A 24,962-nucleotide genomic window follows, 5' to 3' on the forward strand; every position below is an offset into this window, starting at 1 on the left:
CACGCGCCTCGGGACACGTCCACTCCAAGCGAAGCCGATGGCCTGCGGGTCGATCGGGGTCTTGTCTTGCACTATGACTTCCCACACCCCCGCGATCTTGCAGTCGCCGTCTTACGGAAAGAACAGCAGCTTGATGGCCATGACGATGGACACCACCACGACCAGCGGCCGGATGACCTTGGCGCCATAGCGGATGCCGGTGCGGGCACCGACATAGCCGCCGATAATTTGGCCGAGCGCCATCACAATGGCGACGGGCCAGACGACGTAACCCTGGGGGATGAAGAGCACAAGCGCTGCCAGATTGGAGATGAGGTTGAGCACCTTGGTATTGCCGGTGGCCCGGATCAGCCCCAGCCCGAACAGGAGCACAAAACCGATCGTGAAGAAGGACCCTGTGCCCGGCCCGAACACCCCGTCGTAAAAGCCTATTGCAAAGCCGAGGACGGGCACGAAGGGGCCGAAAGGCAGGCGGGCCGCCTTGTCTGCGTCGGAAAGCTTTGGAGCAAAAAGGAAATAGAAGGCGATGGCGATGAGCGCGACGGGCACCGCAACATCGAGCAGGCCAGTATCGAGCTGGCTGACGGTGAGGGCGCCGAGGAAACTGCCGGCAAAGGTCAGCGCGATGGCGGGCACCAGACTGGACAGCGCAACATAGCCGCGCCGCCAATAGGTCAGCACAGCCATGCTGGTGCCTACGACGGACTGCATCTTGTTGGTCGCCAGCGCTGCCACGGGCGGCAGGCCGGCCGAAAGCAGGGCTGGTACTGTCAGCATACCGCCGCCACCGGCTATGGCGTCGACGAAACCGGCCAGCATGCCGACACCCATCAGGGCCAGGAGAATGAGAGGGTCGAGCATGTTGGATGGTTTCTATTTGCCCCGGTCCGCGCGGCGGCGGAAATGATCATCGGGCACGATCTGGTCGGCCAGGCGCCGCTCGTAGATGGGAATGTTGATCATGGAAGACATGAAGGCGCTCATCATGAGCTGGAAGCCCGTGACCAGTGCCGTCATTGCCAATATGACGGCCCGCAACGTGGCCGAGGACGTCAGAGGGCCAAAATCACGCTTGGCCCATTCCCAAAAACCCCAGCCCATGGCGCCCATGCCACCAAGGAGCAGAAGCATGGCGAAGAGCAGCAGACGCTCGAGGCTCAGACTTTCGAGGAAAGTGTCATAGGCACCCGAGCGCGGAATGAAGCCATAGCGCGACGCAAAGCGCCGGCCGATGATGGCAAAGGCGATCGATTGGGTCCCCATGATGACGCAGAGCGATGCAACCAGCAGGGTATGCACGTTAAAGGACAGCCCGCCGATTTGCACCGGCCCGCGCAGCAGGACCGCCCCGACGATCAGCCCGGTGATCAGCAGGGCCAGGCCTGGATAGAGAAAGAGCCAGCGCGGCGAAAACAGCAGCAGAAAGCGCAGATGCCGCCAGCCATCGCGAAAGGAGCGCAGATGCGGCGGGCGCGAACGGCCATCGGGCTTGAGCGTGGTGGGTACTTCGCGAATATCGCGACCGGCCAGCGTCGCCTTGACCACCATTTCGGAGGCAAACTCCATGCCCGTGGTCCGCAGATTGAGCGCAGCTATGGCGTCCCGGCGGAAACCGCGCAAACCACAGTGAAAATCACGGATGGGAGTCTTGAAGAACAGCCGACCCAGAAAGCTCAGCACCGGGTTGCCGATATAGCGATGATGCCAGGGCATGGCGCCGGGCGCGATGCCGCCGGCAAAGCGGTTGCCCATGACCAGGTCGGCGCCGTCGCGCAACTCGTTCACAAAATTGTCGAGACTGGCGAAATCGTAGCTGTCGTCCGCATCGCCCATGATGACGAAGCGGCCGCGGGCGGCTGCGACACCGCCGGCGAGGGCCGCGCCATAACCGCGCTGCTCGACATTGACGACGCGGGCGCCATTGGCCTCGGCAATAGCCTGGGACCCATCGGTGGAGCCGTTATCGGCAATCACGACTTCTCCGGCGACACCAGACCGGGCCAGATAGTCCCGCGCCTTGCCGATGCAAACGGCCAGAGTTTCTGCCTCGTTGAGGCAGGGCATGAGGATAGTCAGTTCAAGTTCGTCGGCCACGGCGCCCCCCGCCTGTCGGTGACCACCTTGTGCCGTGATTTGGGCCAGAAATGCAACGGCGCGTCAGTCCCCGCCGCCGTCGCCGCCGCCATCGTCCCCATCATTGCTTTCAAAGCGGTCCGCGGCCGGGGGCGCGGAGGGACTGTCGCGCCGTGCCAAACCGGCATAGAGGATGAGACCCACTGCGCAGACCACCAGCAGCATGACAATGGCGAGGTCCATTGGCTAGCTCCCCAATCGGCCCAGGAGGTCGTTCAAGGTGGAGCGGCGCGCATCGGTCCAATCCGCAGTGCGCGACACGATGAGATTGGCCTCGCTCTTGAGCATCACGCCATCCTCAAGGACCCGGAGGCCGTTGGCCGCCAGGGTCGAGCCCGTCGAGGTGATGTCGACCACGATATCGGCCACGCCGGAGGCCGGCGCCGCTTCGGTCGCGCCCAGGCTTTCAACGATACGGTATTCGGCAATGCCAGCGCGGGCAAAATGCTGCCGGGTGATGGTGATGTATTTGGTGGCAATACGTAGCCAGCGGCCATGACGCGAGCGAAAGTCGGAGGCGACATCGGCCAAGTCGTGCATATGGGTCACGTCGATCCAGGATTCCGGCACGGCAATGACCACATCGGCCTGGCCGAATTCGAGATCGCGAGCAAAGTCCACAGCGGCAGGGCCGGCCTCGCTGGTCTCGTGGATCAGGTCACGCCCGGTGACACCGAGATCGATATTGCCGCGGATGAGTTCGCGAGCAATTTCGGAGGCCGGGAAGAAACGGACCGTCACATCGGGCAGGCCTTCAATGGCGCCAAGATAAGAGCGGGCGCCGCCGGGGCGGGTGATGGTGAGGCCACGCCGGGCAAACCAGTCGCGGGTCAGTTCTTCAAGGCGGCCCTTGGAGGGAACGGCGAGGGTGATGGTCATTTGGGCCACTCCGCTTCCATGCGATCGACCCAAAGGGCGCAGCCAGAGGCAGCGATGGGGGCGGTGGCGCCGAGGCGTTCGAGAAGACGATCATACTGACCGCCGGAGACGAGAACGGTGCCCCCCTGCCCGCGCATTTCAAAGACGATGCCGGTGTAATAATCGAGACGCGGCGAGAAGCTGGCATCAAAGGTGACGCGCGCTTCGCCCAGGCTATCGAGATGGCGCCGAATTGCTTTCAAGGGCGGCCCAAGAAACAGGCGATGGTGCTCGGCCAGCGCCTCGACCTGGCGCAGAGCAGAAAGGGCATCGCCTTCGATGGCAAGGAAGTCGCGCAGCAATTTGAGCGTGGCGGCCGGAACATGGGCGGCGTCGAGCGCCTGCTGCTCGAGATAGCGGTCAGCGATCTCCCCGGGCGAGCGGCCATCGGAAAGGCTGAGGCCAGCCGAGACCATGCGGGCGGTGACATCTTCGATCAGATCATCGCGGCTGGGCTGTTCGGTGCGGGGCAGATCTGGCGCCTGTTCGAGCCGGGACAGCAAGCGGTCCATGGCTTCAGTATGGCCGAAGCGATGGCGGATGCGCGGGCGCCAGGCGTTAGGCATGTCGGCCTGTGCCAGCAGGGCCTCGAACAGGCCAACGCCGCCCAGTCGCACATTGGGAGTGATGCCATAGAGCGAAAGTGCGGCGCGGGCGAAGGTGAGCACCTGGTCGAGAGCTATGTCGCCATCGGGCTGGGCCAACAACTCGATGCCGGCCTGATCGAACTCGGCTGGGCCGGTTTCGCGCTGGCGAAAGATCGGGCCGAGATAGGAAAACGCCGCCGGCTCCCCTGCCCCATTGGCGATGTAATCGGCCACGATGGGAAGGGTGAAATCGGGGCGAAGGCAGTATTCGGCGCCGGTGACGTCGGTGGTGAGCAGCAGGCGGCGGCCAAATTCCTCGCCGGCAAGATCGAAATAGGGATCGGCACTGAGCAAAAGCGGCGGCGTGGCGCGGCAACCGCCCTGGGCTTCAACGAGGGATTCGAGCTGGGACCGGCGATAAGCGGCGTTGGTCATTGCTCGCTCAGCAGTTTCTGGACCGCGGAGACCAGATCTTCGCGCTTGATTTCGAACTGGCCGGGGCGGGCGGCCTTCCATTCGGCGTTGTCAGTGATGGCTGTAGCGGCCTGTTTCCCAGCGATGAGATCCTTGACCTGCAGAATGCCCTGTTCGCGCTCCTGGCTGCCTTCGATGATGACGGCAGGCGAATTGCGCTTGTCGGCATATGCGACCTGCTTGCCGAAATTCTTGGTGGAGCCGAGAAACATCTCGGCGCGGATGCCGGCCTGGCGCAGCTCGGAAACCATGGCCTGGTAGCGGGCGGTTTCGGACTTGTCCATGACGAGGACCACGACCGGGCCGGCCGGTTCTGTGGCACCAAGATTGCCGGTGAGTTTGAGGGCGTTGGCGAGGCGCGAGACGCCGATGGAAAAGCCGGTGGCGGGCACGGGTTCGCGGCGGAAGCGGGAGACCAGGCCATCATAGCGGCCACCGCCGCCAACCGAGCCGAAGACCACGTCCTGGCCCTTTTCGTTCTGCACCTTGAAGGTCAGTTCAATCTCGAAGACCGGGCCAGTATAATATTCGAGCCCGCGGACGACGGAGGGGTCGATCTTGATGCGGTCGGGGCCGTATCCGGCGGCGATGAAAAGAGCCTGCATGGCAGCAAGTTCAGCGACACCATCATTGTCGGCAGGTGGTTTGCCGGCGATGTAGTCAAGCACCACGGCTGCTTGCGAGTCAGTCAGACCAGCGCCCTTGGTGAAGTCGCCGCTCTCGTCCTTGCGGCCTGCGCCGAGCAAGAGCTTCACGCCCTCGGGGCCGAACTTGTCGAGCTTGTCAACGGCGCGGAGAACGGTCAGCTTCTGCTCATCGCTGGTGACGCCAGCAGCTTCGAGAACGCCATCGAGCACCTTGCGGTTGTTCACCCGGACGACGTACTTCCCCGCCAACCCCAGCGCATCCATCACATCCGCCATCATCATGCACATTTCGGCGTCGGCTTCCGGGCCGGGCGCGCCAACCGTGTCTGCGTCGAACTGCATGAACTGGCGGAAGCGGCCGGGGCCGGGCTTTTCGTTGCGGAACACATAGCCCTGGCGGTAGGAGCGGTAGGGCTTGGGCAGGGTTTCGAAATTTTCGGCGAAGAAGCGGGCGAGCGGCGCGGTCAGATCATAGCGCAGGCTCATCCACTGCTCGTCGTCGTCCTGCAGGGAGAAGACGCCGGCATTGGGCCGGTCGGTATCAGGCAGGAACTTGCCGAGCGTTTCGGTATATTCAAACAGCGGCGTTTCGACGGGGTCGAAGCCATAACGCTCGTAGACGGCTTTGATCTTGTCGATCATGGCGCCGACAGCGGCGATTTCGCCCGGCGTGCGATCTTCGAACCCGCGCGGCAGGCGGGGCGTGATGAGCTTGGTCTTTTCGGTCATTTCTTCGCCCTGGAAAGTCGGTCGTTTGCTTAGACGATCAAAGCCAGTGAGACAATGGTTGCGCCAATAGCCCGAGCGGCAAAAGCCGTCGGGTGGGGCCGAGTGGACGTGTTCCGAGGCACGTGCATCTCGGTAAAACTAAGGAATAGAGACGTCGCCGCCTCTCGCCATTCGAGCGTAGCTCTCATGGCCTTCTCACTTCAAATCTCTCCACTGGGGAGATTTGCCCTGTCGGGACAGATCGAAGTGGGTTTCTCCTGCTGTGTGGCCCCTGTTGATCGCTCGTCGCAAGGCGGCCCAACGAGCAGGCAGGCCCTGAAGCGACCCAGCGCCCCACCAGTTCCCCCCGCAAAGTTCGCTGCAGTCCGTCCGCGCAGGAGTGATGGGTGCAGTATGATGCGGTTTTCGGCACCGTGGATAAGTTCGCCGGGCCGTTCGAACCGAAAGGACAGCCGGGGCGGCCCCCGGCTGTCCTTCTCTCATCTTTGGATATCCTGATCCGGCGGGCGGAACTGCCAGAGCTGCGCAGGCACGGAATACAGGTTGCGGTATTCATCCTCGGGCGGCAGGCCAACATCCTCGCGCAGATAGCCGGGAACTTCAGGATAGCGCACGGGCCATTGGTCCCACCAGGCACGGATTGCCGCGCCCAGCACGGGGATCAAACCCCGCTGCTGGACAGCATCGGCGATGGAGAATTCGAGACGCAGCACCACGCTGCGCTCATTGAGCACGTTCGAAGTCATTGGTTGTTCCGGCAGGTCACCCTGCCGGCCTCTGATGTGAAAAGACGGGAGAACAGCGGAATCGGGGCGTGGAACGACCCGGTTCAGCGATTCAGGGTGGAGAGTTGGGGGTGTCCGCGAGCCGCGAGGCGGCCGAGGGTACCATCAGTGGGTCACGTGGTGGCGTGGCCGTGATGAAGGTGATTTGGCCCCGAGTGGCGGGTTACAGTTTTGAACACTAAACGCCTCCCTCGGTTGGCTTTGCAGACGAAACCTCGGTACCTCACGAAACCGTGAGCCGCAAGAGCAGATGTGGCAGTCTGTCGCACGCATCGCCGAGTGTTGCGCAGAAGACACGCCTGTGGATCGGGATTGGTAGCCTACCGGATTGACAGCGGGCAGCGTCCTGATATCCAGCCGGCACGGCGGCATTCTGGCATATCGATTTCTGCGCCCTTAGCGGGCGCTGGTGTCCATGCAGCATTGGGGGCAAGGCGGCATGATCATTCCGGGACGATTGCGGGCACTGGTGATCGACGACAACACCTATGCGCGCGCGATCTGTACGGTGGGCCTGAACAAGCTGGGCATCAATGAAGTGGAAGAGGCCGAGAACGGCGCCGAGGCCATTCTCAAGCTGATGAGCGCACCCTTCCACTTCGTGCTGATGGATTGGTACATGCCCGACATCAACGGGGCCGGGGTTATGCAGGTGTTGCGCGACAGCCGGTTCGGGGCGCCGGTCGCCACGCCCGTGATCCTGATGACCGGCTATCCTTCGCAGGACAATATTGCCCGCGCCAGGCAGCTGGGCGTCAACGACGTGCTGGCCAAGCCGTTCACGACCGAGCAATTGGGCATGGCGGTGCGGCGCGTGCTGCCACCGGCCGAGGAGCTGGACAGCTCTGTCTTTCTCTAGCGCCTGGGCCTGGACGAAGAGCAGGCGCTATAACGCTTTATTAGCACTCTTCACCCACGCCCAATTAACCACGTGGCTTGACCACTCCTTTGCCCTTGATGAGGGAAGATACGGCCCAACGCATTTTTTAGGGAATGCAGGCCATGACCAACCCGACCTTGCCCACGCTGGCCAGCATGCTGGTTGTTTTCGCGCTGTTGGGCAGCGCTCTACCAAGCCAGGCCGAAAGCTTCCGCCCCGGCTGGCGCTTTGCACCGCCGCCGGGCGTGACCATTACCGAGGGGCGCCCGCGCCATGCGCTGGCCCTGCAGGCCAATGTGCATGTGTCGCCGGTCTATCTGCGGCAGGTGGTGCCCTATGCCACCAGTGAGCGCAGCGGCACGATCGTGGTCGATACGCGAGATCATTTCCTCTATTTCGTGCTCGGGGACGGCCGGGCACTGCGCTATGGCATCGGGGTCGCCCGGGACGGGTTCGAGTGGAGCGGCACGCATCGCGTCAGCCGCAAGGCCGAATGGCCCGGCTGGACGCCGCCGGCCGAAATGCGCAAGCGCCAGCCCGGCCTGCCCGCCCATATGCCGGGCGGCATAAACAATCCGCTGGGTGCGCGGGCGCTCTATCTCGGCTCGACGCTCTATCGCATCCACGGCACCAATGAGCCCTGGTCTATTGGCCAGAACGTGTCCTCGGGCTGTATCCGCATGACCAATGAAGATGTGATTGATCTTTACGGCCGCGCGCAACTGAACACCAAGGTGGTTGTGCTTTCCTAACGAGTTTGCGGGAAAATGCCGCCGCGCCACTGGTTTTATAGGCGCGAACAAGGTGCATTTCATGACTCAATTCGTTCCACTGCTGAAACGGTTCGCCAAGGACGAAAGCGGCGTTTTTGCTGTGCTGTTCGGCCTTATGGCCATCGTGCTGATCGCGCTGGGGGGCGCGACGGTGGACTATGTGTCGCTCGAGCAGACCCGGCAACGCGCGCAACTGGCGCTGGACGCAGCTGCGTTGGCGCTGCAGCCGGAGATCTTCAAGCCCAGCTATGACCAAAACGTGGTGAGGGCCTCCGCGTTGGCGCTGGTCAAGGAGCATGTGGCCGACACACGGGTGGTGGACAGCATCGAAATCACCGATGTGGTGGCCGACCCGGTCGAAGGTTCGCTCTATTTTCGGGGCAATTTCACCATGCCCACCATGTTCGTGCGACTGGTAGGCGTCGAGCAGATCGGGGCCAGTTTCTTTGCCGAAGCAACCCGCAAGAAGCTGGCGCTCGAGGTGATCATGGTGCTCGACAATTCCGGGTCGATGTCCAGGGAAAGCCGCATGACCAATCTGGTGGCGGCGGCAAAATGCGCCACCAATATCCTGATGTACACCGACACGGTCGACAGCGGAAACACCTGCGTAGCCGCGCCCGGTGCCACGCTGGTCGAGGACGTCAAGGTCGGGATCGTGCCCTTCACCATGTATGTCAATGTGGGCGCCGGCAATGCCACTGCGAGCTGGATAGACCGATATGGCAATTCCGTCATTGGCAATGACAATATGGACAATGACGATGACGACAGCACCGGCGCACTGAGCCTACCGGGCTATAGCTTTCCCAACAGCTTTGAACTGTTTGCAGCGACGGGAGAGGCCTGGCGCGGCTGCGTGGTGGCGCGGCCGCATATCAAGACTGGTACGACCCCATCGGAGTATCTGGACACCGACGATACCGCGCCTACGACGGGGAACACGCTTTTTGCGCCGCTGTTCTCGCCCGACATGGTCGATGGCGTTGGCGCCAACAGCTACATCAATGACAGTCCGGCCATTTGTGACCGGCCGGCCCAAGGCTCGACAACCTGCAGCCAAAGCCAGACCAGAACCTGTAATCGGTGGGGATGTACCGGTGCAACAACGCAACCGGCCCAAACCGTCGGACCCACCAATTTCCTGAATACTTCGAAGTTCGCCAAGGGGATTTATGGAGCGCATGCTGACAGCTGCAGTTGCCGCAGCTGGAGCTCATGGTCCAACTGGTCGGGCGGCACCGATCAGACCCGTACCCGGAGCTGCGTCGGAGGGGGCTATGTTCCTGAAGGGTTGAGCGATCGCGAACTGCAGGAACGCGTGTGCAAATACTACGCCGGGGTGAGCGGCAGCTCGTTTTCGCGCGGGCCCAATGCCGATTGTACGCGCACGGCCATCTTGCCGCTGACGGACAATCCGGCAACCGTGATCAGCACGATCGACAGCATGCAGGCCGAAGGTGGCACCAACATCCATATGGGCACCATCTGGGGCTTCCGCGCCCTGTCGCCGACTGCGCCCTTCACCGAAGGCGGGCCTTATGACCAAGCGACCAGCAAGGTCATGATCATCATGACCGACGGCGAGAACACGGCCTATAATCTGTCCAGTCACTGCGGCTCGACACAACGTTCGCTGAACGGCAATTGCTACCACTCCGCCTATGGCTTCCAGTACAATTCGAGCAATTCGTCGAACACCACCACCAGCGGCGGCAACATTGCGCGCATGGGCAATCCCAACAATGTGAACAACAGCACGCTGGTCGCGGAAATGAACCAGCGCACGCTCGACAGCTGCACCAATGCCAAGGCCACAGGCATCTCGATCTACACGATCGGCCTGGCCACCGACACCGTTTCGCAGAGCACGCCGGAAACCGTGCGCGCCATGCTGACCAATTGTGCGACCGTGGCCGCGAATGCGAAATTTCCCACTTCGCCGAGCCAGCTCAAGTCGACATTCGAGGAAATTGCCAACGACCTCTCGGCCCTGCGTCTGGCCCGGTAGTGGCTGGATAGCATTAAGAGGGAGGTGGTACCGCCTCCCCGGATTGAACGGGGGACCTCTAGATCCACAATCTAGCGCTCTAACCAACTGAGCTAAGGCGGCAGGAACCGCAACGGAGCACCGCCCGGGGGCGGCATCCGAAAGCGGGCGGAACATAGGTCGAGATGATCGCTATGACAAGCACCGATTTTGCACTGTGGACAGAGCGCCGAAAAGCCCCTGTCCACGGCGAATTTGGCCGGGCCCGTGACCAATCGTTAGGAAAGGGTACTTAACCATTGCCCTCGATTGGACCTGGCCGCCGCACGGTCGGGGTGGATTCGCCCGCCGCCGCACTATATTGAAGAACACTTAAGGAACTTCGGACGTTTGTGCCGGAATGGCACAGACCAACGACGTCGCGACCAGACAAAGGCAGTCCATGGATGACCGCTGGAACACATTGCCCGATGCGCGCCGCGTGCAGCAGCATGCGGCTGATTCACGTCCGGCATGGCTCTGGTCCCAGGACGGGCGCCGCCTCATCTGGTCCAATGCGGCTGCCGGACTGTTCCTGGCCAAGGTCAAGAAATATGGGCTGAAGCGCGCAGCGCCCGCCGTGCCGATCAAGGGACAGGTGGCGCGCATTGTCCGGCTAGGTTCGACCGGCCGCACCAGCCTGGCGCGCATTCAGTTCCTGGCCGGGGAGAAGCCGGCGTCGGCGACCTGCGCGGCCACCCCGCTGGTTTGGGAGAATGGCGAGCCGGTGCTGCTCATCGTGGGGGTCGACCCCATTCCGGCGGATGTGCTGGAGGCAGCGGGCGACGCAAATACTGCCGTGGCTCCGGGCGAAGCGGGAGCGGCGCAGGACGAGCAGGCCGAAGACGTGGTCAACGTGGTCAACGCCGACGGTCGCGCAGAGGAACTGCCCGCCATAGAAGACGAGGCAGCACCTGTCGTTGCGATCCAGACCACACCCATTGCGGCGGACGAAGCCTATACGCGCGAGTTGCAGAACTGGCAGGACGGCGACGCCGAAACGGCTTACGAACCGGCCGAGCCGCATCGTCCTGACCCGGAACAGGATCATCCGGAACGCTGGTCAGACCCGCAGGACGACGGACCGGGTGAGACGCCCGAACCCGATTCCGCCGTGCCGGCCGGTATCTTCGAGGCGATTGCCGCCATCCAGACGGAACAGAGCCTGCAGGGCGAGCGCGACGCGCTGGAGGGGGATGCCGGCGCAGAGGATGCAGCCGAGGCCGCGCAGGAAGGTCAGGTCTCGGACTCGCATCGGTTGAGTGCGCTGGTGGACCGGCTCGCCGAGGACGAGGCATTGTACGCCCCCCTGACGGAGGCCGATGACACACCGCCGGTCGCAGCTGTGGACCAGAGCGCGGAACCAGAGGCTGACCCGATCGAAAAGATAGTGACTACCTTCTACAAGGTCACGGGCCGCGGCTTTACCCCAGCGCAGGGCAGTGGCGAGGCCGCCGAGCCGGCACCGGAAGACGAGATGCAACCCGATCCGGAAACGGTGGAGCGGGTGTCGCGCTACAATTTCGATGAGCTGTCGCGCATTCTCAATGACCGGGTGGGCGAGCGGAACCAGCAGGTCAGCGAGCCGTCGGCGTCCGCCGCGCCGCCCAGCACTCTACCGGCCAGCGGATCGGGCGCCCTGGTCAATCTGGGGGGCGAAACGCTTGTGCTCAACCGGCTGCCCCTGGGGATTCTGGTGTTCCGCGACCAGCAGGTGCTGTTTGCCAACCGCGCGATTACCGAAATGGTGGGCTATGACTCCGTGGAGAGCCTGCGGCAGGCCGGGCTGAGCGCCATCTTTCCGGTGTTGGGGGCCGAGGGCCAGGAGGCGGGACCGGTCAACCATCTGGTTCAGCGCGATGGCACGCTGGTGCCGGTGACAGCGCGACTGCAGTCGATCTCCTGGCATGGGCGCCCTGCCCTGATGCTGTCGGCCAGCACGACCGAGGTCCGCACCGGCCACGAGGAGGCAGTGAAGGCCTTTGCCGAGACCTTTGCCGATATCCGCGGCGACGGCTTTGTCGATGCCAATCGCAACGGTATGGTGAGCGCGGCCAGTGCATCAGCAACCTCGCTTCTGGGCGGCGGGAAGGTGATGACCGGGCGACCGCTAACCTCGCTTGTCGGGCAGGATGACGCGGTTGCGCTGCGGGCCTTTCTTGAGCGGCCGGCCCGCTTTGCCGAAACCGCCCGGCCGTGCCTCACATTGCGATCTGCGGATGGCAGGGCCGACATCCTGTTGTTCGCACTGGGCCAGGCCGGAGTCGTTTCGGGCTATTTCGGCCTGGTAAAACCGCGTGAGACCAGTCCCGCCCGGGTTGGATCGGCCAACGACATCGACCCGGCGCTACTGGGCAGGATCAGCCGTGGCGTGCGCCGCCCTCTCAATACCATTATAGGTTTTTCCGACATCATCCGGTCCAAGGCCTTTGGCGAACTCGATAATGAGCGATATGCCGCCTATGCCGACGACATTGCCCAGGCCGGGCAGGAAATTTCGGCGCTGGTGGACGAGCTGGATGACTATGCGCGGTTGCGCGACGGACGCTATCTGCCGCAGCGCGCGAGCCTGGATCTGACGGATCTTTTGGAGCAATGCGTGCGGCGCATCCGCGGCCAGGCCAATGGCGCCAGGGTGATTGTGCGCAATGCGATTTCCGAGATGCTGCCGCGCGTGACGGCTGACCGAGCCTCACTGGCGCAGGCCGTGTTGAACCTTCTGGCCAGCGCCATCGACCAGACGCCAATGGGGGGCGCGGTGGTGATTTCTGCCCAGCGGCATGATGATGGCTCGATTGCCATTCATGTGCGGGACAGCTCGATCAACGCGGTGGATATGGCCGAGAGATTCGTGGTGTTCCGCGATGGTGTGGGGCGCAATGGGCGGATGCTGGCGCCGATCCGCTCGAGCGTGGGCCTGGCGTTGACCCGGTCGCTGCTCGCGGTCAATGCGGTGTCACTGTCTGTGGATCCGGCAGGACCGGAGGGCATGCTGTTCACGCTTAAAATACCCGCAGATCTGGTCGACGAGCGGCCAATAATCAAAAATGCCGAGGAAGCCGAGTAGCGAGCGCTACGCAAGGACGGCCCCCTGGGCTATATCTGGCTATCGTCAGGCTACCTCTGGAGGAGACCACCATGACTGCACGCAAGATCCTGGCGCTCACGGTGGCAGGCCTGATGCTGGCGGCGGGGCCTGCCCTGGCGCAGCCAACCGAAATCCGTATCGGGGTGGCCCTTGAACCACCGGCGCTCGACCCGACCGCCGGCGCTGCCGAAGCCATCGACGTGGTGGTGTATCAAAATGTTTTTGAGGGCCTGGTCAGCATTGATGAGACCGGAGCGGTTCAGCCGGGCCTGGCGGAGAGCTGGACAATTTCCGAGGACGGACTGACTTATGAGTTCGCGCTCAATGAGGGTGTGACCTTCCACGACGGCACGGCCCTCGATGCCGAGGACGTCAAATTCACCTTTGACCGCTTGCTGGCCGAAGACAGCGTGAATGCGCAGAAGACGCTTTATGCACCCATTTCCGGGGTGAATGTGATCGACCCGATGACGGTGGAATTTACCCTGTCGCGGCCGGATGGATTGTTCCTGTTCAATCTGGGGCGCGGCGATGCGGTGATCGTGGCGCCGGAAAGCGCGGAGAACAATGGCGCCGAGCCCATCGGCACGGGTCCCTTTGCCTTCATTCAGTGGGATCGCGGCAGCCGGGTGGTGCTGGAACAATACGGGCCTTATTGGGGCGAAAAGCCTGCCCTGACCAAGGCCACCTATGTGTTCATCTCCGACACGGCGACGCTCACCAATGCGCTGCTGGCCGGCGATGTGGATGGAACCAATAATTTCGCGGCCGAGGCACTGGCGGTGTTTGAGAACAATCCGCAGTTCAAGGTGCTGGTGGGATCGACCGAGGGCGAAACGATCCTGGCCACCAATAACAGGAAACAACCGTTCTCTGATCTCAAGGTTCGTCAGGCGATGGCGCATGCGCTGGACCGGCAGGAGATCATCGAGGGAGCAACCTATGGCTATGGCGTGCCGATCGGCACGCATTTTGCGCCGCACCATCCCTATTATCTCGAGCTGACCGACACCTATCCGCATGATCCGGAGGCGGCGCGGGCGTTGCTGGCCGAGGCAGGCCACGCGGAAGGGTTCTCCGCGACGCTGAAGCTGCCGCCGGTGGCCTATGCGCGCTTGTCGGGCCAGATCATTGCCAGCCAGTTTGCCGAAGTGGGGATCGAGCTCGAGCTGATCAACATGGAATGGGCGCAGTGGCTGGAAGATGTGTTTGCCAACAAGGATTTCGACCTGACCATCATCAGCCATGTCGAGCCGTTCGATATTGGCATCTATGCCAACCCCGACTACTACTTCGGCTATGACAACGCGCAAGTTCAGGCCCTCAACGAGGCGCTCAACGCCACGACTGACGAGGCCGAACGCCTGGAGATCGCGCAGGAAATCCAGACCATCATCGCGCGGGACGCCGTCAATGGCTACCTGTTCGAACTGGCCCAGACCGGGGTGTGGAACGCCAAGCTCGAAGGCATGTGGCAGAATGCGCCTGTGGAGGGTGTGGTGCTGCGCGATATCCGCTGGGTGGAATAACTTTATCCCCGCCAAAGCCCCCCACCTAACCTCCCCCCAATGGGGGGAGGGACTGGTCGGCGTGTGCTATAGATTTCAGGTTCTAACGCGAAAGCGCCCCTCCCCCTGGCGGGGGGAGGCCGGGTGGGGGGTGTCTTTCACATGACCCTCTTCCTCGTCCGCCGCATTGCCGGGTTTGCGGCCACACTATTCGTGGCGGCGCTGATCATCTTCCTGTTGCTCGACCTGCTGCCCGGCGATCCGGCGCGGTTCGTTCTGGGGATCAATGCCAGCCCTGAGGCTGTCGCCGCGCTGAGGCTGCAGATGGGGCTCGATGCGCCCGCGCTTGAGCGGTTCCTGGCCTGGGTCGGGGGCATGCTGGTGGGCGATTTCGGGCTCTCGACCACGCAAAGGCTGCCGGTCGCCGAGCTGATCGCCGAGCGCATGGCGGTGACGCTGCCGCTGGCCCTGATCGCCATGGTAGTTTCGGTAGTGGTCGGACTTCCGATCGGCATTCTGGCGGCAATGCGGCGCGGCAAGGCGACCGACACCGCGCTAATGATACTGGCGCAGACCGGGGTGGCGATCCCCAATTTCTGGTTCGGCATGCTGCTGACGCTGGTCTTTGCGGTGGGATTGCGCTGGTTGCCCACCGGGGGTTTTGTGCCCTGGCACGAGGATGCGGGGGCAGCGGCGCGCGCGCTGATCCTGCCGGGGCTGGCGCTGGCCCTGCCGCAAGCCTCCATTCTGGCTCGGGTAATGCGCACGGCGCTGGTGGACGTGACGGAACAGGACTTCATCCGCACGGCGCGGGCCAAGGGCCTGACCAAAGGAGAGGCGATCTGGCGGCATGGCGTGCGCAATGCGCTTTTGCCTGTGCTGACTATTCTGGGCCTGCAATTTGCCTATCTGATCGCCGGCACCGTCATCGTGGAGAATGTGTTCTTCCTGCCCGGCCTGGGCCGACTGATCTTCACCGCGATTTCCGAGCGTGATCTGGTTCTGGTGCGGGGGGCAACAATCGTGCTGGTGGTCGTCACCACGGCCACGATGCTGATCGTCGACATGGCCTATGCTCTGGTCGATCCGCGGCTGAAGGGGCGTGACGCATGAATTGGCGGCAAATCCTGCGACATCCGAGCCTGGCTGTCGGACTGACGGCGGCAGCCATGTTTGCCCTGTTGGGCCTGGTGTCGCTGTGGTGGACGCCCTACCCCATCGAGCAGATCAGCATTGCCCGGCGCTTCCTGGGACCAACAGCGGATCATTGGCTGGGCACCGACCATCTGGGCCGGGACATGCTATCACTGGTCATGCGGGGTACATTGACCAGCTTTGTCGTGGCGGCGCTGGGCGTGCTGATCGGCGTTGGACTCGGTGTGCCGCTTGGGTTGGCCGCGGTGGCCTGGGGCGGGCTGGTGGAATGGCTAGTGCTGCGCTTTTCAGACCTGACCTTTGCCTTTCCCGCGGTGATCGTGGCCATTCTGATCGCGGCGCTGGCGGGACCTGGGGAAACCAATGCCATTGTCGCTATCGGCATCTTCAACATTCCCGTGTTTGCCAGGGTGGCGCGGGGCGGCGCGCTGGCCATCGCCACACAGGATTACGTCGCCGCCGCCCGGCTTGCGGGGCTAGGCAATGCCGCCATCGCTGCGCGGCATTTGCTGCCTAACATCATGAGCCTTCTGATCGTGCAAGGCACAATCCAGCTCTCACTCGGCATCCTGGCCGAAGCGGGGCTGAGCTATATCGGGCTGGGTACGCAGCCGCCGGCAACGAGCCTGGGGCTGATGCTGCGCGACGCGCAGAGCCTGTTTTTGATCCACCCCAGCCTGAGCGTGGTGCCCGGGTTGACCATTGTGCTGATCGTGATTGCGCTCAACATTGCCGGCGACGGACTGCGCGACGCCATCGACCCGCGCCTGCGTCATCAAGGACTGAACCATGGCGCTGGTTGAGATAGAGCACCTCAGCATCCGCTTTGAGGGGACGCCGGCCGTTTCGGATCTCTTCCTCAGGATCGAGAGCGGCGAGCGTTTTGGCATTATCGGGGAAAGCGGCTCAGGCAAGTCGCTGACTGCGCTCTCGATTGCCGGGTTGTTGCCCGAATCGGCGCGGGTGAGCGGCAACGTATCGTTCGACGGCGCGCCGTTGCCAGCGGACGAAACCAAACTGGCGCGTCTCAGGGGCAAACGGATCGGCATGGTATTTCAGGAGCCCATGACGGCGCTCAATCCGCTAATGACGATCGGCGCGCAGATCGAGGAAGCCATCACGCTGGCGGAGGTTGCCGAGGTGATGGCGGTGGTGTTGCCAAAGCTGATGGAGGAGGTGGGGCTGGCGCCCGGGCATGTCGGGCGCTATCCGCATCAGCTTTCGGGTGGCCAGCGGCAGCGCGCCATGATCGCCATGGCGCTGGCCAGTCAACCCGAGCTGATGATCGCCGACGAGCCGACGTCAGCGCTGGATGCCATCACCCAGCGCACGGTGCTCGACCTGATCTCGGACATCTGCAAGCGCCGGAACATGACCCTGCTCTTCATCAGCCATGACATCAGGGCCATTGCGAGGCTGTGCTCACGTGTCGGCGTGATGCATGGGGGCAGGCTGGTGGAGGAAGGAAGCACCGAAACCATCTTCAAGGTCCCGCAGGCCGACTACACGCGCAAGCTCCTGGCCGCCAGCCGGATAGAACGTCGCCGGGCCACTCCCCCGGAGAGCCGGCCGGACGAAGTTCCGATCCTTGAGACGAAGCGGCTCAGCCGTGTCTATCGGCAGGGTGGTCTGTGGCCTTGGCGCGACGCCCCGGCGCGGGCCGTTGATGGGGTCGACTTGAGCATCGCTGCCGGGGAATGCGTGGCGCTGGTGGGGCCGTCGGGTTGCGGCAAGACCACGCTGGCGCGGATGATTGTGGGGCTCGATGATGCAAGCACCGGGCAACTGGTGTTCGATGGGATGCCCTATCGGGGTCGGGATTTGCCGCCGCGGTTGCGGGCCGGCACATCGCTGGTGTTCCAGGACCCGTTCAGCAGTTTTGACCCGCGCATGACCATTGGCGCGTCGCTGGGCGAGCCGCTGCATCTGCTGGGTCGAATGGCGCGCGAAGAGCGCGCGGCGCGACTGGCAGAGGCGATTGAGGCGGTTGGGCTCGGTGCGGCGATGCTGGAGCGCTATCCGCACGAATTTTCCGGCGGACAGCGCCAGCGCCTGGCCATTGCCCGAGCCTTGGTCACCCGGCCGCGCCTGGTGGTGCTGGATGAACCGGTCTCGGCGCTGGATATGTCGGTTCGCGGCGAGGTGCTCGGTCTGCTATCGCGGCTTCAGCAAGAGCATGGCCTGACCTATCTCATCATCAGCCACGATCTCGACATGGTCGCGGCCATGGCTGACCGGGTGCTGGTGATGGAAAAGGGACGTATTGTCGAAGAGGGTGCGCCTGAACGGCTGTTTGCACAGCCGCAACATGCGCTGACCAAAGCACTCGTCGCTGCCCGGCTACCGGAGATCGCGGCCTGAGACGGGCGCTAATTGGGTTTGTGCAGCAAATGGAGCAGCACGGCGGTGCGGGCAATCACCATGGGCATGTTCTCATGCATCTCGTCGAACTCTGCCCATTCCTCGTCGCCCGCTGTATCGTCGGGACGGGTATCGGGCTGAGCCAGCATCAGGGCAGATGCCAGTCCCATGGCGGCTTCTCCCCGGATGTCGCTCTCGGTATCGCGCAACAGATCGTCCCAGGCCTCGAAGCGCAAGAGCATGGCCTGCTGAAAGCCAGCGATCCACACCTCCCAGATGATGTCGTCGCTCTCTTCGTCCACCTCGAACAGCGGCGCATAGGCATCGGCGGCCAGTTCGGCATTGATTTCGGCCAGTCGCGTCTCGATCAGAGCGGCAATTTCCTCGCTGCCGCTGCGCAGGACGCCGCGTTCATCGGTCAACCAGTCAAAAGGCCACCATTCCCCATTGGCAACGGGCTCGGGGCCGACCGCCAGGCAACAGAGGAACCCGTCCAATTCCGAAAGCAGCATGGACTGCTCTCCGACCTCATCGAGAAGCTGTTCAAGCCGAAGCAGCGATGGCGAAAGTTCGGCGTATTCCTGTTCCATGCAAAAAAGGTCCTGACGGTTCTCAATCCCTCAGGACCCTACAGGATTAGCGCGCGTTGTGCAGCAGGCCCTGAAAGGCGCGATAGCTGGATTTAGGAGTGCGCTTCTGGGTCTCGTAGTCGACATGGACGAGACCGAAACGCTTGTTGTAGCCCTCCGCCCACTCGTAATTGTCGAGCAGCGACCAGGCAAAATAGCCCCGCACATCGGCACCAGCCTCGCGCGCGGCGAGCACGGCCTTGAGGTGGTCCTCGTAGTATTTGGTGCGGCGCGGATCGTTGTCGCCCTCGACTTCGGCCATGCCGTTCTCGGTGACGTAGATCGGCAGCTTGGTGTAGTCATTGGAGACGCGGACCAGCAGGTCGGTGAGACCCTGCGGGTAGATTTCCCAACCGATATCGGTCTTTTCCAGCGGCCCCTTGACCTGCTCGGCGGGGCGGCCAGGTTCGGAAGAGGCCTGATATAGACCGCGCGTGTAGTAGTTGATGCCCAGCCAATCGAGCGGGCGGGAGACCACCGCCATATCGTCCTGATAATTGGCCGGCAGATAGGGCGCAAGCCAGTCCGTCATTTCCCTGGGATACTGGCCCTTGAGGACACCGCCGAGATACCAGCGATTGAAGACGGCATCACCAAAATTGGCTGCAGTCTTGTCCGCTTCGCTCTCGCTGGCGGGCTCGGATTTTTCGAGATTGAGCACGATGCCCAGATTTTTTGCGCCGGCGGCCCGGAGCGCATCTATGGCCGTGCCATGGGCAAAGAGCACGTGATGCATGGCCCGGGCAGCGGCGCGCAGGTCGCGATAGCCGGGGGCATGCACACCTAGGAAGTGACTGAGAAAAGCCACGCACCAGGGCTCGTTGATAGTCGCGGTGGATAGGAGGCGATCACCGAACTTTTTGGCAATCAGCGTGGCATAGTCGGCGAACCAGTTGGCGATGTCGCGGTTCATCCAGCCGCCGCGATCCTGCAGGGTCGAGGGCAAATCCCAGTGATAGAGCGTGGCATAAGGCTTGATACCGCGCTCAAGCATGCCGTCGAGCAGACGATCATAAAAATCGACGCCTGCCTGGTTGATGGCACCGGTGCCCTCGGGGATGAGGCGCGGCCAGGCGAAGGAGAAGCGGTATGCATCGAACCCGCCGTCGCGGATCAGGTCGAGGTCCTGTGGCCAGAGTTCGTAGTGGTTGCACGCGTTCAGGCCGGTGTCGCCATTGTGGACATTGCCGGGCGTCGCCGCAAAAGTGTCCCAGATGGATGTGCCGCGCCCGTCGCCCTGCCCGCCTTCAATCTGATAGGCGGCGGTGGCCACGCCAAAGGTGAAATCGGAGCCGAAATCGCGGCGATCAAACGAGAACATATCCCCTCCATGCGGGCATTTTACCCTTGTGGGGAAGGCCGATAACATTCACGCGGGAGGTTATGCAATCGATTTCAGCAATCGATTTAAATGGTGTACGTGCCTCAGACCCACAGATGCAGATCAGGAAATGCTGGCTACGAGCCGATGCGCGATCAGGCGGTATGCCTTGGCTTCGGCGCCATCGGGCTCCGTCACCAGTGGCGGTGTACCGGCATCGGAGCCCTCGCGGATCGACATGACCAGAGGGACAGGGCCCAGGAAAGGAATTTCGAGACGCTCCGCGGCCTTCTCGGCGCCGCCGGTGCCGAAGATGTCGTAGCGATTGCCGGTGTCCGGAGCGATGAAATAGCTCATGTTCTCGACCAGGCCGAGCACCGGCACGGACATGCGGCGCAGCATGTCGATGGCTTTTTGCGCATCGATCAGCGCGAGATCCTGCGGGGTGGAGACAATGACCACGCCATCGACAATGGTCTGCTGGAACAGCGCAATATGGATGTCACCTGTGCCAGGGGGGAGATCGATGATGAGACAGTCGAGCCCGCCCCAATCGGTCTCGCGCAGGAGCTGGCGCAAGCCCGAGGTGGCCATGGGGCCGCGCCAGACCACAGCCTGACCGGGCACCAGCATGGAGCCGATGGACATGACCTTGAGGCCGAAGGCGTCATGCGGGGTGAAGATGCCGTCGTCACGGATTGCCGGCTTGCCCTCAATGCCAAGCAGCTTGGGGATGGACGGTCCATAAAGATCGGCGTCGAGCACGCCGACTTTCAGGCCCTCGGCGGCAAGCGAGAGCGCGATATTGACGGCGGTGGTCGACTTGCCCACGCCACCCTTGCCGGAGCCGACAGCGATGATGCGCTTGACGCCATCGACACGCGTCTTGCCCTGCGGCTGGGCCGCACCGTGTCCGAACTTGGGCGCGTTGGATTTCTCTGCGGTCAGTGACACCATGACCTTGCGGGGGCCGCCCAGCGCCTGGGCGCGCTTTTGGGCCTCTTCGCGTGCCGGCCCGAATGCAGCTTCCATGCCCGGGGCCACGGCGATTGCAAAGGCAATGGCGCCGGGTGTGACAATGATATCGGACAGGCCGCCATAGCTGGCAAGATCACCGCCGCCGGGGATTTCGACGTCGGCAAGTGCAGTCTTGATCTGGGCGGCGAGATCAGCGTCGGCCATGCGGAGTTCCCAAAAGAAAAGACCCCACCCCGAACTTGTCGAAGGGCGGGGTCTGAATGCGGCGCGAAAGCCCTTTACAGGATCGACTGGCCGGTGGCCTTCCAATCCTTGAGGAAGCCTTCGATGCCCTTGTCCGTCAGCGGGTGCAGAGCCAGCTTCTTGATGACGTCCGGCGGGATGGTGGCGACGTCAGCACCGGCGAGAGCCGCCTGGGTGACGTGGTTGGCCGAACGGATCGAGGCGGCCAGAATCTGGGTCTCGAACTGGTAGTTGTCGTAGATGGTGCGGATGCTTTCGATCAGCTCCATGCCGTCGATATTGATGTCGTCGAGGCGGCCAATAAAGGGCGAGATATAGGTCGCGCCAGCCTTGGCAGCCAGCAGCGCCTGATTGGCGGAGAAGCAGAGCGTGACGTTGGTCTTGGTGCCCTTTTCCTTAAAGTACTTGGTAGCCTTGAGGCCATCCAAAGTCAGGGGCAGCTTGATGACAACGTTGGACGCGATCTTGGCCAGGGTTTCGCCCTCGGCAACCATGCCGTCATATTCGAGCGACGCGACTTCGGCCGAAACCGGGCCGGGGACGATGTCGCAAATCTCGGCAATCACTTCCTTGAAGTCGCGGCCAGATTTGGCAATCAGCGACGGGTTGGTGGTCACGCCGTCGAGCAGCCCGGTATCGTGAAGCTCCTTGATGGCGGCGGTATCTGCAGTGTCGACGAAGAACTTCATCGTTCCCTCCTAAAAACTCGAATTCTGTCTGGCGCTTAGACCAGATTTAGACATGGCCGCGGGTTGCCGCAAGCCACTGGATCAGCGAATGGCGGCCAAAACGGCTTCGGCCAGATCGCCAACGCGATCTTCCGGGATGCCGGCAACATTGATGCGACTATCCGAAGTCATATACACCCCATTTTCGGCCTTAAGATGATCAACCGCCTCGACCGGGAGGCCGAGCAGCGAAAACATGCCGCGGTGATCGGCTACGAAGTCAAAATCGCTTGAGTTCGAGCGCTCGCGAATGGCTGCAGCCAGCTTTTCGCGCAACACGATCATGCGATTGCGCATCTCGGCCAGCTCGGCCTCCCATTCAGCACGCAGGTCTGCGTCCTCGAGAATGGTGCGGATGATCTCGGCACCATGATCGGGCGGCTGTGAATAGGCGCCGCGAATGATGTTGAGGAGCTGGGAGTTGGTCACGTCGGCCTGCTCGCCATCGCGGGCGACGAGAATGGCGGCGCCAATGCGCTCACGATATAGACCGAAATTCTTCGAGCCGGAAAAGGCGATCAGCGCTTCGGGAACCGAGGCAAGTATCTGGCGGGTGCCATAGGCGTCGGGCTCGATACCATCGCCGAAGCCGAGATAGGCCAGATCGATGAAGGGCAGTGCGCCGGTGCGGGCGAGACTTGCGGCCACCTGGTCCCACTGTTCGTTGTTGAGATTGGCGCCGGTGGGGTTGTGGCAGCACCCATGCAGCAGAGCGACATCGTCCGGACCAAGCTTGTCGAGCGCGGCCAGCATCTCATCGAACTTCACTGCGCGGGTGGCGGGATCGAAATAGGGGTAAGTGGCTACCTTGAGGCCCGAGCCGATGGCGATGGGGTTGTGGTTGGCCCAGGTGGGATCGGAAACATGGACCGTGGCGCCGGGACGGGCGCGATTGACCAGTTGCATCAACACCCAGAGCGAGCCGGTGCCACCGGGAGCTTGGGCGACGCGAACGCGGGCCCGATCCACGCTATCAGCCAACACAAGATCGAGTACGGCGGCGCCGAAACCCTTGTTGCCGGCGATGCCGAGATAGGACTTGGTCTTCTCGTTCGAAAGCATGCGCTCTTCGGCCTTGCGGACCGAGGACATGATCGGCGTTACGCCTTTTTCGTCCTTATAGACACCGACGCCGAGGTCGATCTTGGTGGGGCGGGAGTCGGCAGCGTATTCGCCCATAAGCGCCAGAATCTTGTCGCCAGGGGCCTTGGAGAGGGTTTCGAACATTTTTTCCGAAGATCCGGTGAGAAGGCGCGGCCTTTATAGGCCGCATGGGATAATTTGCAAATTGAGCGCTAGCGCTTAACGCCGGATTTCTCCAGCTCCGCTGTCAGTTGCGGCAGGATTTCGAAGAGATCGCCGATCAGGGCCACATCGGCGATCTTGACGAGTGGCGCTTCCGGATCGGTATTGATAGCGATGATCTTCTTGGCGCCCTGAATGCCGGCGAGATGCTGCAGCGCCCCCGAAATGCCGACAGCGATATAGAGATCCGGCGCGATGATCTTGCCGGTCTGACCAACCTGCCAGTCATTGGGAGCATAGCCGGCATCGACGGCGGCGCGGGTGGCGCCGACAGCTGCACCCAGCGTCTTGCCGAGGGCTTCGACAAGTTTGAAACCTTCCGCAGACCCAACCGAGACGCCGCCACCTACCACTATCTGCGCGGTTGAAAGATCGGGAATATCGCTTTGGGTGCGATGGGCGGCGATGAAGCGGGCAGCAGAGGCGATATCGGTATCGAGCGTTTCAACCGGCGCTGCGTTGCTCGACGCTGCCGGGCGGAAGGCAGAAGCGCGGAAGGTCAGCACATGTTTTTGCTGCGGGTCGGTGACGGTTTCGAGCGCATTGCCGGCATAGATGGGCCGGACGAAGCAATTGGCGCCTTCGATGGCGACGATGTCGGTGACCGGCTGGATGTCGAGTTTGGCGGCGAGGCGCGGCATGACATCCTTGCCCGTGGTCGAGGCTGAGGCGGCAATGACCTTATAGCCTTCGGCCAGGCTGGTGAGCAGATCGGCAAGGCCGTCAGCCAGCAAGGCCTCCTTGGCGTGGAGAACCTTGGCGACGCCCGCAATAGTTGCGGCCTGATCGGCAGCAGCGCGAGGGCCAGGGACCAGGATGTCGACCGGGCCGAGTTGAGCTGCGGCGGCAGCAATCCGGGCGGTGGAGGCTGAAAGGGCGCCATTGTCGAGCTCGGCGAGAAGCAGAACGCTCATCAGATGGCCTCCATCTCGTTGACATCAGAGACGATGATGCCGGCCAGTTCGGATACCGTGCCAACGCTCGCTCCCGCAGTCCGCTCAGGCGGGGGCGAGACCTTCTCGACCGTGAGGCGGGGGCTGAGATCGACGCCGAACTCGGCCACAGGGCGCACGGCCAACGGTTTGGAGCGCGCCTTCATCACCATGGGCAGGGCAGCGTTGCGCGGCGTGTTGAGACGCAGATCGGCGGTAACGATGGCGGGGAGCGGCAAGGCGATGGTCTCGCGGCCCGAATCCACTTCGCGGGTGACTTCGAGGGCATTGCCTTCGAGTTTGATTTCGGAGGCGAAGGTGGCCTGGGGCCGGTTCGTCAGGGCGGCGAGCATCTGGCCGACATGATTGCTGTCATCGTCCACGGCCTGTTTGCCGAGTAGAACCAGATCGGGCTGTTCTTCCTCGACCACCTTGGCCAGGAGCTTGGCGATGACCAGGGTTTCGAGCGGCTGATCGGCCTCGACCAGAATGCCGCGATGGGCGCCCATGGCCAGTGCGGTCAGGATGGCATCATTGGACTGCTTGGGCCCGATGGAAACAATGACGATCTCGTCGGCCGCCCCTGCCTCTGCCAGTTGCACCGCCGCTTCCACGGCGTGCTTGCAGAAGGGGTTCATGGACATGCGAACGCCATTGGTCTCGACACCCGATCCATCGGGCCGGACCCGGATGCGGACATTGTGATCGACCACGCGTTTGACCGCGACGAGAATTTTCATAGCCAACCTTTTCTGGGCT

22 protein-coding genes and 1 tRNA gene are annotated in these 24,962 nt (G+C 62.8%); 8 read left to right on the forward strand and 15 right to left on the reverse strand.

What is annotated here, in order from left to right; translation table 11 throughout:
* Positions 1–111 precede the first annotated feature (111 nt).
* The 7 genes from ACE4RL_RS16900 to ACE4RL_RS16930 form a co-directional block, all read right to left on the reverse strand.
* Entirely contained in the window at positions 112–861 is a 750-nt protein-coding gene (locus ACE4RL_RS16900; RefSeq protein WP_375598267.1) for a TSUP family transporter, read from the reverse strand.
* 12 nt (positions 862–873) lie between these two features.
* Positions 874–2,094, reverse strand: a complete 1,221-nt coding sequence (locus tag ACE4RL_RS16905; protein WP_375598268.1) for a glycosyltransferase family 2 protein — start codon at positions 2,092–2,094, stop codon at positions 874–876.
* 63 nt (positions 2,095–2,157) lie between these two features.
* Positions 2,158–2,316 (reverse strand): hypothetical protein, encoded by a 159-nt coding sequence (locus ACE4RL_RS16910; protein WP_375598269.1) that lies wholly within the window; start codon positions 2,314–2,316, stop codon positions 2,158–2,160.
* 3 nt (positions 2,317–2,319) lie between these two features.
* On the reverse strand, positions 2,320–3,012 hold the full coding sequence (gene hisG, locus ACE4RL_RS16915) for an ATP phosphoribosyltransferase (RefSeq protein ID WP_375598270.1): 693 nt from the start codon (positions 3,010–3,012) through the stop codon (positions 2,320–2,322).
* Positions 3,009–4,073 carry an ATP phosphoribosyltransferase regulatory subunit gene (locus tag ACE4RL_RS16920; RefSeq protein WP_375598271.1) on the reverse strand — a complete coding sequence of 355 codons (1,065 nt, stop codon included), beginning with the start codon at positions 4,071–4,073 and terminating at the stop codon, positions 3,009–3,011. The genes hisG and ACE4RL_RS16920 overlap by 4 nt, the downstream gene beginning before the upstream one ends.
* On the reverse strand, positions 4,070–5,488 hold the full coding sequence (hisS, locus tag ACE4RL_RS16925; protein ID WP_375598272.1) for a histidine--tRNA ligase: 1,419 nt from the start codon (positions 5,486–5,488) through the stop codon (positions 4,070–4,072). Before hisS ends, ACE4RL_RS16920 begins: the two co-directional genes overlap by 4 nt.
* 479 nt (positions 5,489–5,967) lie before the next feature.
* Positions 5,968–6,234 carry a hypothetical protein gene (locus ACE4RL_RS16930; RefSeq protein WP_375598273.1) on the reverse strand — a complete coding sequence of 89 codons (267 nt, stop codon included), beginning with the start codon at positions 6,232–6,234 and terminating at the stop codon, positions 5,968–5,970.
* Between the two features lie 454 nt (positions 6,235–6,688).
* Between ACE4RL_RS16930 and ACE4RL_RS16935 the strand changes: the two genes are divergently transcribed.
* The 3 genes from ACE4RL_RS16935 (at position 6,689) to ACE4RL_RS16945 (ending at position 9,937) form a co-directional block, all read left to right on the forward strand.
* A complete protein-coding gene (locus tag ACE4RL_RS16935; protein WP_375600306.1) occupies positions 6,689–7,132 on the forward strand; it encodes a response regulator in 444 nt (147 codons plus the stop codon).
* Between the two features lie 143 nt (positions 7,133–7,275).
* Positions 7,276–7,905 carry a L,D-transpeptidase gene (locus tag ACE4RL_RS16940; protein ID WP_375598274.1) on the forward strand — a complete coding sequence of 210 codons (630 nt, stop codon included), beginning with the start codon at positions 7,276–7,278 and terminating at the stop codon, positions 7,903–7,905.
* A gap of 61 nt (positions 7,906–7,966) precedes the next feature.
* On the forward strand, positions 7,967–9,937 hold the full coding sequence (locus ACE4RL_RS16945; protein WP_375598275.1) for a pilus assembly protein TadG-related protein: 1,971 nt from the start codon (positions 7,967–7,969) through the stop codon (positions 9,935–9,937).
* 25 nt (positions 9,938–9,962) lie between these two features.
* Here the strand turns inward: ACE4RL_RS16945 and ACE4RL_RS16950 are convergent.
* A tRNA-His gene (locus ACE4RL_RS16950) sits at positions 9,963–10,039 on the reverse strand.
* 277 nt (positions 10,040–10,316) lie between these two features.
* On the opposite strand from ACE4RL_RS16950, the gene ACE4RL_RS16955 reads away from it, so the two are divergent.
* The 5 genes from ACE4RL_RS16955 (at position 10,317) to ACE4RL_RS16975 (ending at position 18,067) form a co-directional block, all read left to right on the forward strand.
* Complete coding sequence (locus tag ACE4RL_RS16955; protein WP_375598276.1) at positions 10,317–13,022, forward strand: histidine kinase dimerization/phospho-acceptor domain-containing protein; 2,706 nt, start codon at positions 10,317–10,319, stop codon at positions 13,020–13,022.
* Positions 13,023–13,093: 71 nt separating this feature from the next.
* Positions 13,094–14,572, forward strand: a complete 1,479-nt coding sequence (locus ACE4RL_RS16960) for an ABC transporter substrate-binding protein (protein WP_375598277.1) — start codon at positions 13,094–13,096, stop codon at positions 14,570–14,572.
* A 141-nt stretch (positions 14,573–14,713) separates the two neighbouring features.
* Positions 14,714–15,664, forward strand: coding sequence for an ABC transporter permease (locus ACE4RL_RS16965; protein WP_375598278.1), 951 nt, complete (start codon positions 14,714–14,716; stop codon positions 15,662–15,664).
* Entirely contained in the window at positions 15,661–16,509 is an 849-nt protein-coding gene (locus ACE4RL_RS16970; protein ID WP_375598279.1) for an ABC transporter permease, read from the forward strand. The genes ACE4RL_RS16965 and ACE4RL_RS16970 overlap by 4 nt, the downstream gene beginning before the upstream one ends.
* A complete protein-coding gene (locus tag ACE4RL_RS16975) occupies positions 16,496–18,067 on the forward strand; it encodes a dipeptide ABC transporter ATP-binding protein (protein ID WP_375598280.1) in 1,572 nt (523 codons plus the stop codon). Before ACE4RL_RS16970 ends, ACE4RL_RS16975 begins: the two co-directional genes overlap by 14 nt.
* An 8-nt stretch (positions 18,068–18,075) precedes the next feature.
* Here ACE4RL_RS16975 and ACE4RL_RS16980 read toward each other — a convergent pair whose 3' ends face one another.
* The 7 genes from ACE4RL_RS16980 to ACE4RL_RS17010 all read right to left on the reverse strand — a co-directional run bounded on the left by ACE4RL_RS16980 (position 18,076) and on the right by ACE4RL_RS17010 (position 24,943).
* On the reverse strand, positions 18,076–18,657 hold the full coding sequence (locus ACE4RL_RS16980) for a UPF0149 family protein (RefSeq protein WP_375598281.1): 582 nt from the start codon (positions 18,655–18,657) through the stop codon (positions 18,076–18,078).
* Between the two features lie 46 nt (positions 18,658–18,703).
* Complete coding sequence (locus ACE4RL_RS16985) at positions 18,704–20,017, reverse strand: GH1 family beta-glucosidase (protein ID WP_375598282.1); 1,314 nt, start codon at positions 20,015–20,017, stop codon at positions 18,704–18,706.
* Positions 20,018–20,140: 123 nt separating this feature from the next.
* Entirely contained in the window at positions 20,141–21,199 is a 1,059-nt protein-coding gene (locus tag ACE4RL_RS16990; protein ID WP_375598283.1) for an Mrp/NBP35 family ATP-binding protein, read from the reverse strand.
* Positions 21,200–21,273: 74 nt separating this feature from the next.
* The gene (fsa, locus tag ACE4RL_RS16995; protein WP_375598284.1) at positions 21,274–21,927 is read right to left on the reverse strand and encodes a fructose-6-phosphate aldolase; all 654 of its coding nucleotides are present in this window, start codon (positions 21,925–21,927) and stop codon (positions 21,274–21,276) included.
* A gap of 81 nt (positions 21,928–22,008) precedes the next feature.
* Positions 22,009–23,193: an aromatic amino acid transaminase gene (locus ACE4RL_RS17000; RefSeq protein ID WP_375598285.1), complete on the reverse strand. Its 1,185-nt coding sequence runs from the start codon at positions 23,191–23,193 to the stop codon at positions 22,009–22,011.
* Positions 23,194–23,261: 68 nt separating this feature from the next.
* The gene (locus tag ACE4RL_RS17005; protein ID WP_375598286.1) at positions 23,262–24,185 is read right to left on the reverse strand and encodes an electron transfer flavoprotein subunit alpha/FixB family protein; all 924 of its coding nucleotides are present in this window, start codon (positions 24,183–24,185) and stop codon (positions 23,262–23,264) included.
* Positions 24,185–24,943 carry an electron transfer flavoprotein subunit beta/FixA family protein gene (locus ACE4RL_RS17010; RefSeq protein ID WP_375598287.1) on the reverse strand — a complete coding sequence of 253 codons (759 nt, stop codon included), beginning with the start codon at positions 24,941–24,943 and terminating at the stop codon, positions 24,185–24,187. The genes ACE4RL_RS17005 and ACE4RL_RS17010 overlap by 1 nt, the downstream gene beginning before the upstream one ends.
* Positions 24,944–24,962 lie beyond the last annotated feature (19 nt).

It is taken from the genome of Devosia polycyclovorans, from assembly GCF_042181575.1.
GTDB classification, from domain to species: Bacteria; Pseudomonadota; Alphaproteobacteria; order Rhizobiales; family Devosiaceae; genus Devosia; species Devosia polycyclovorans.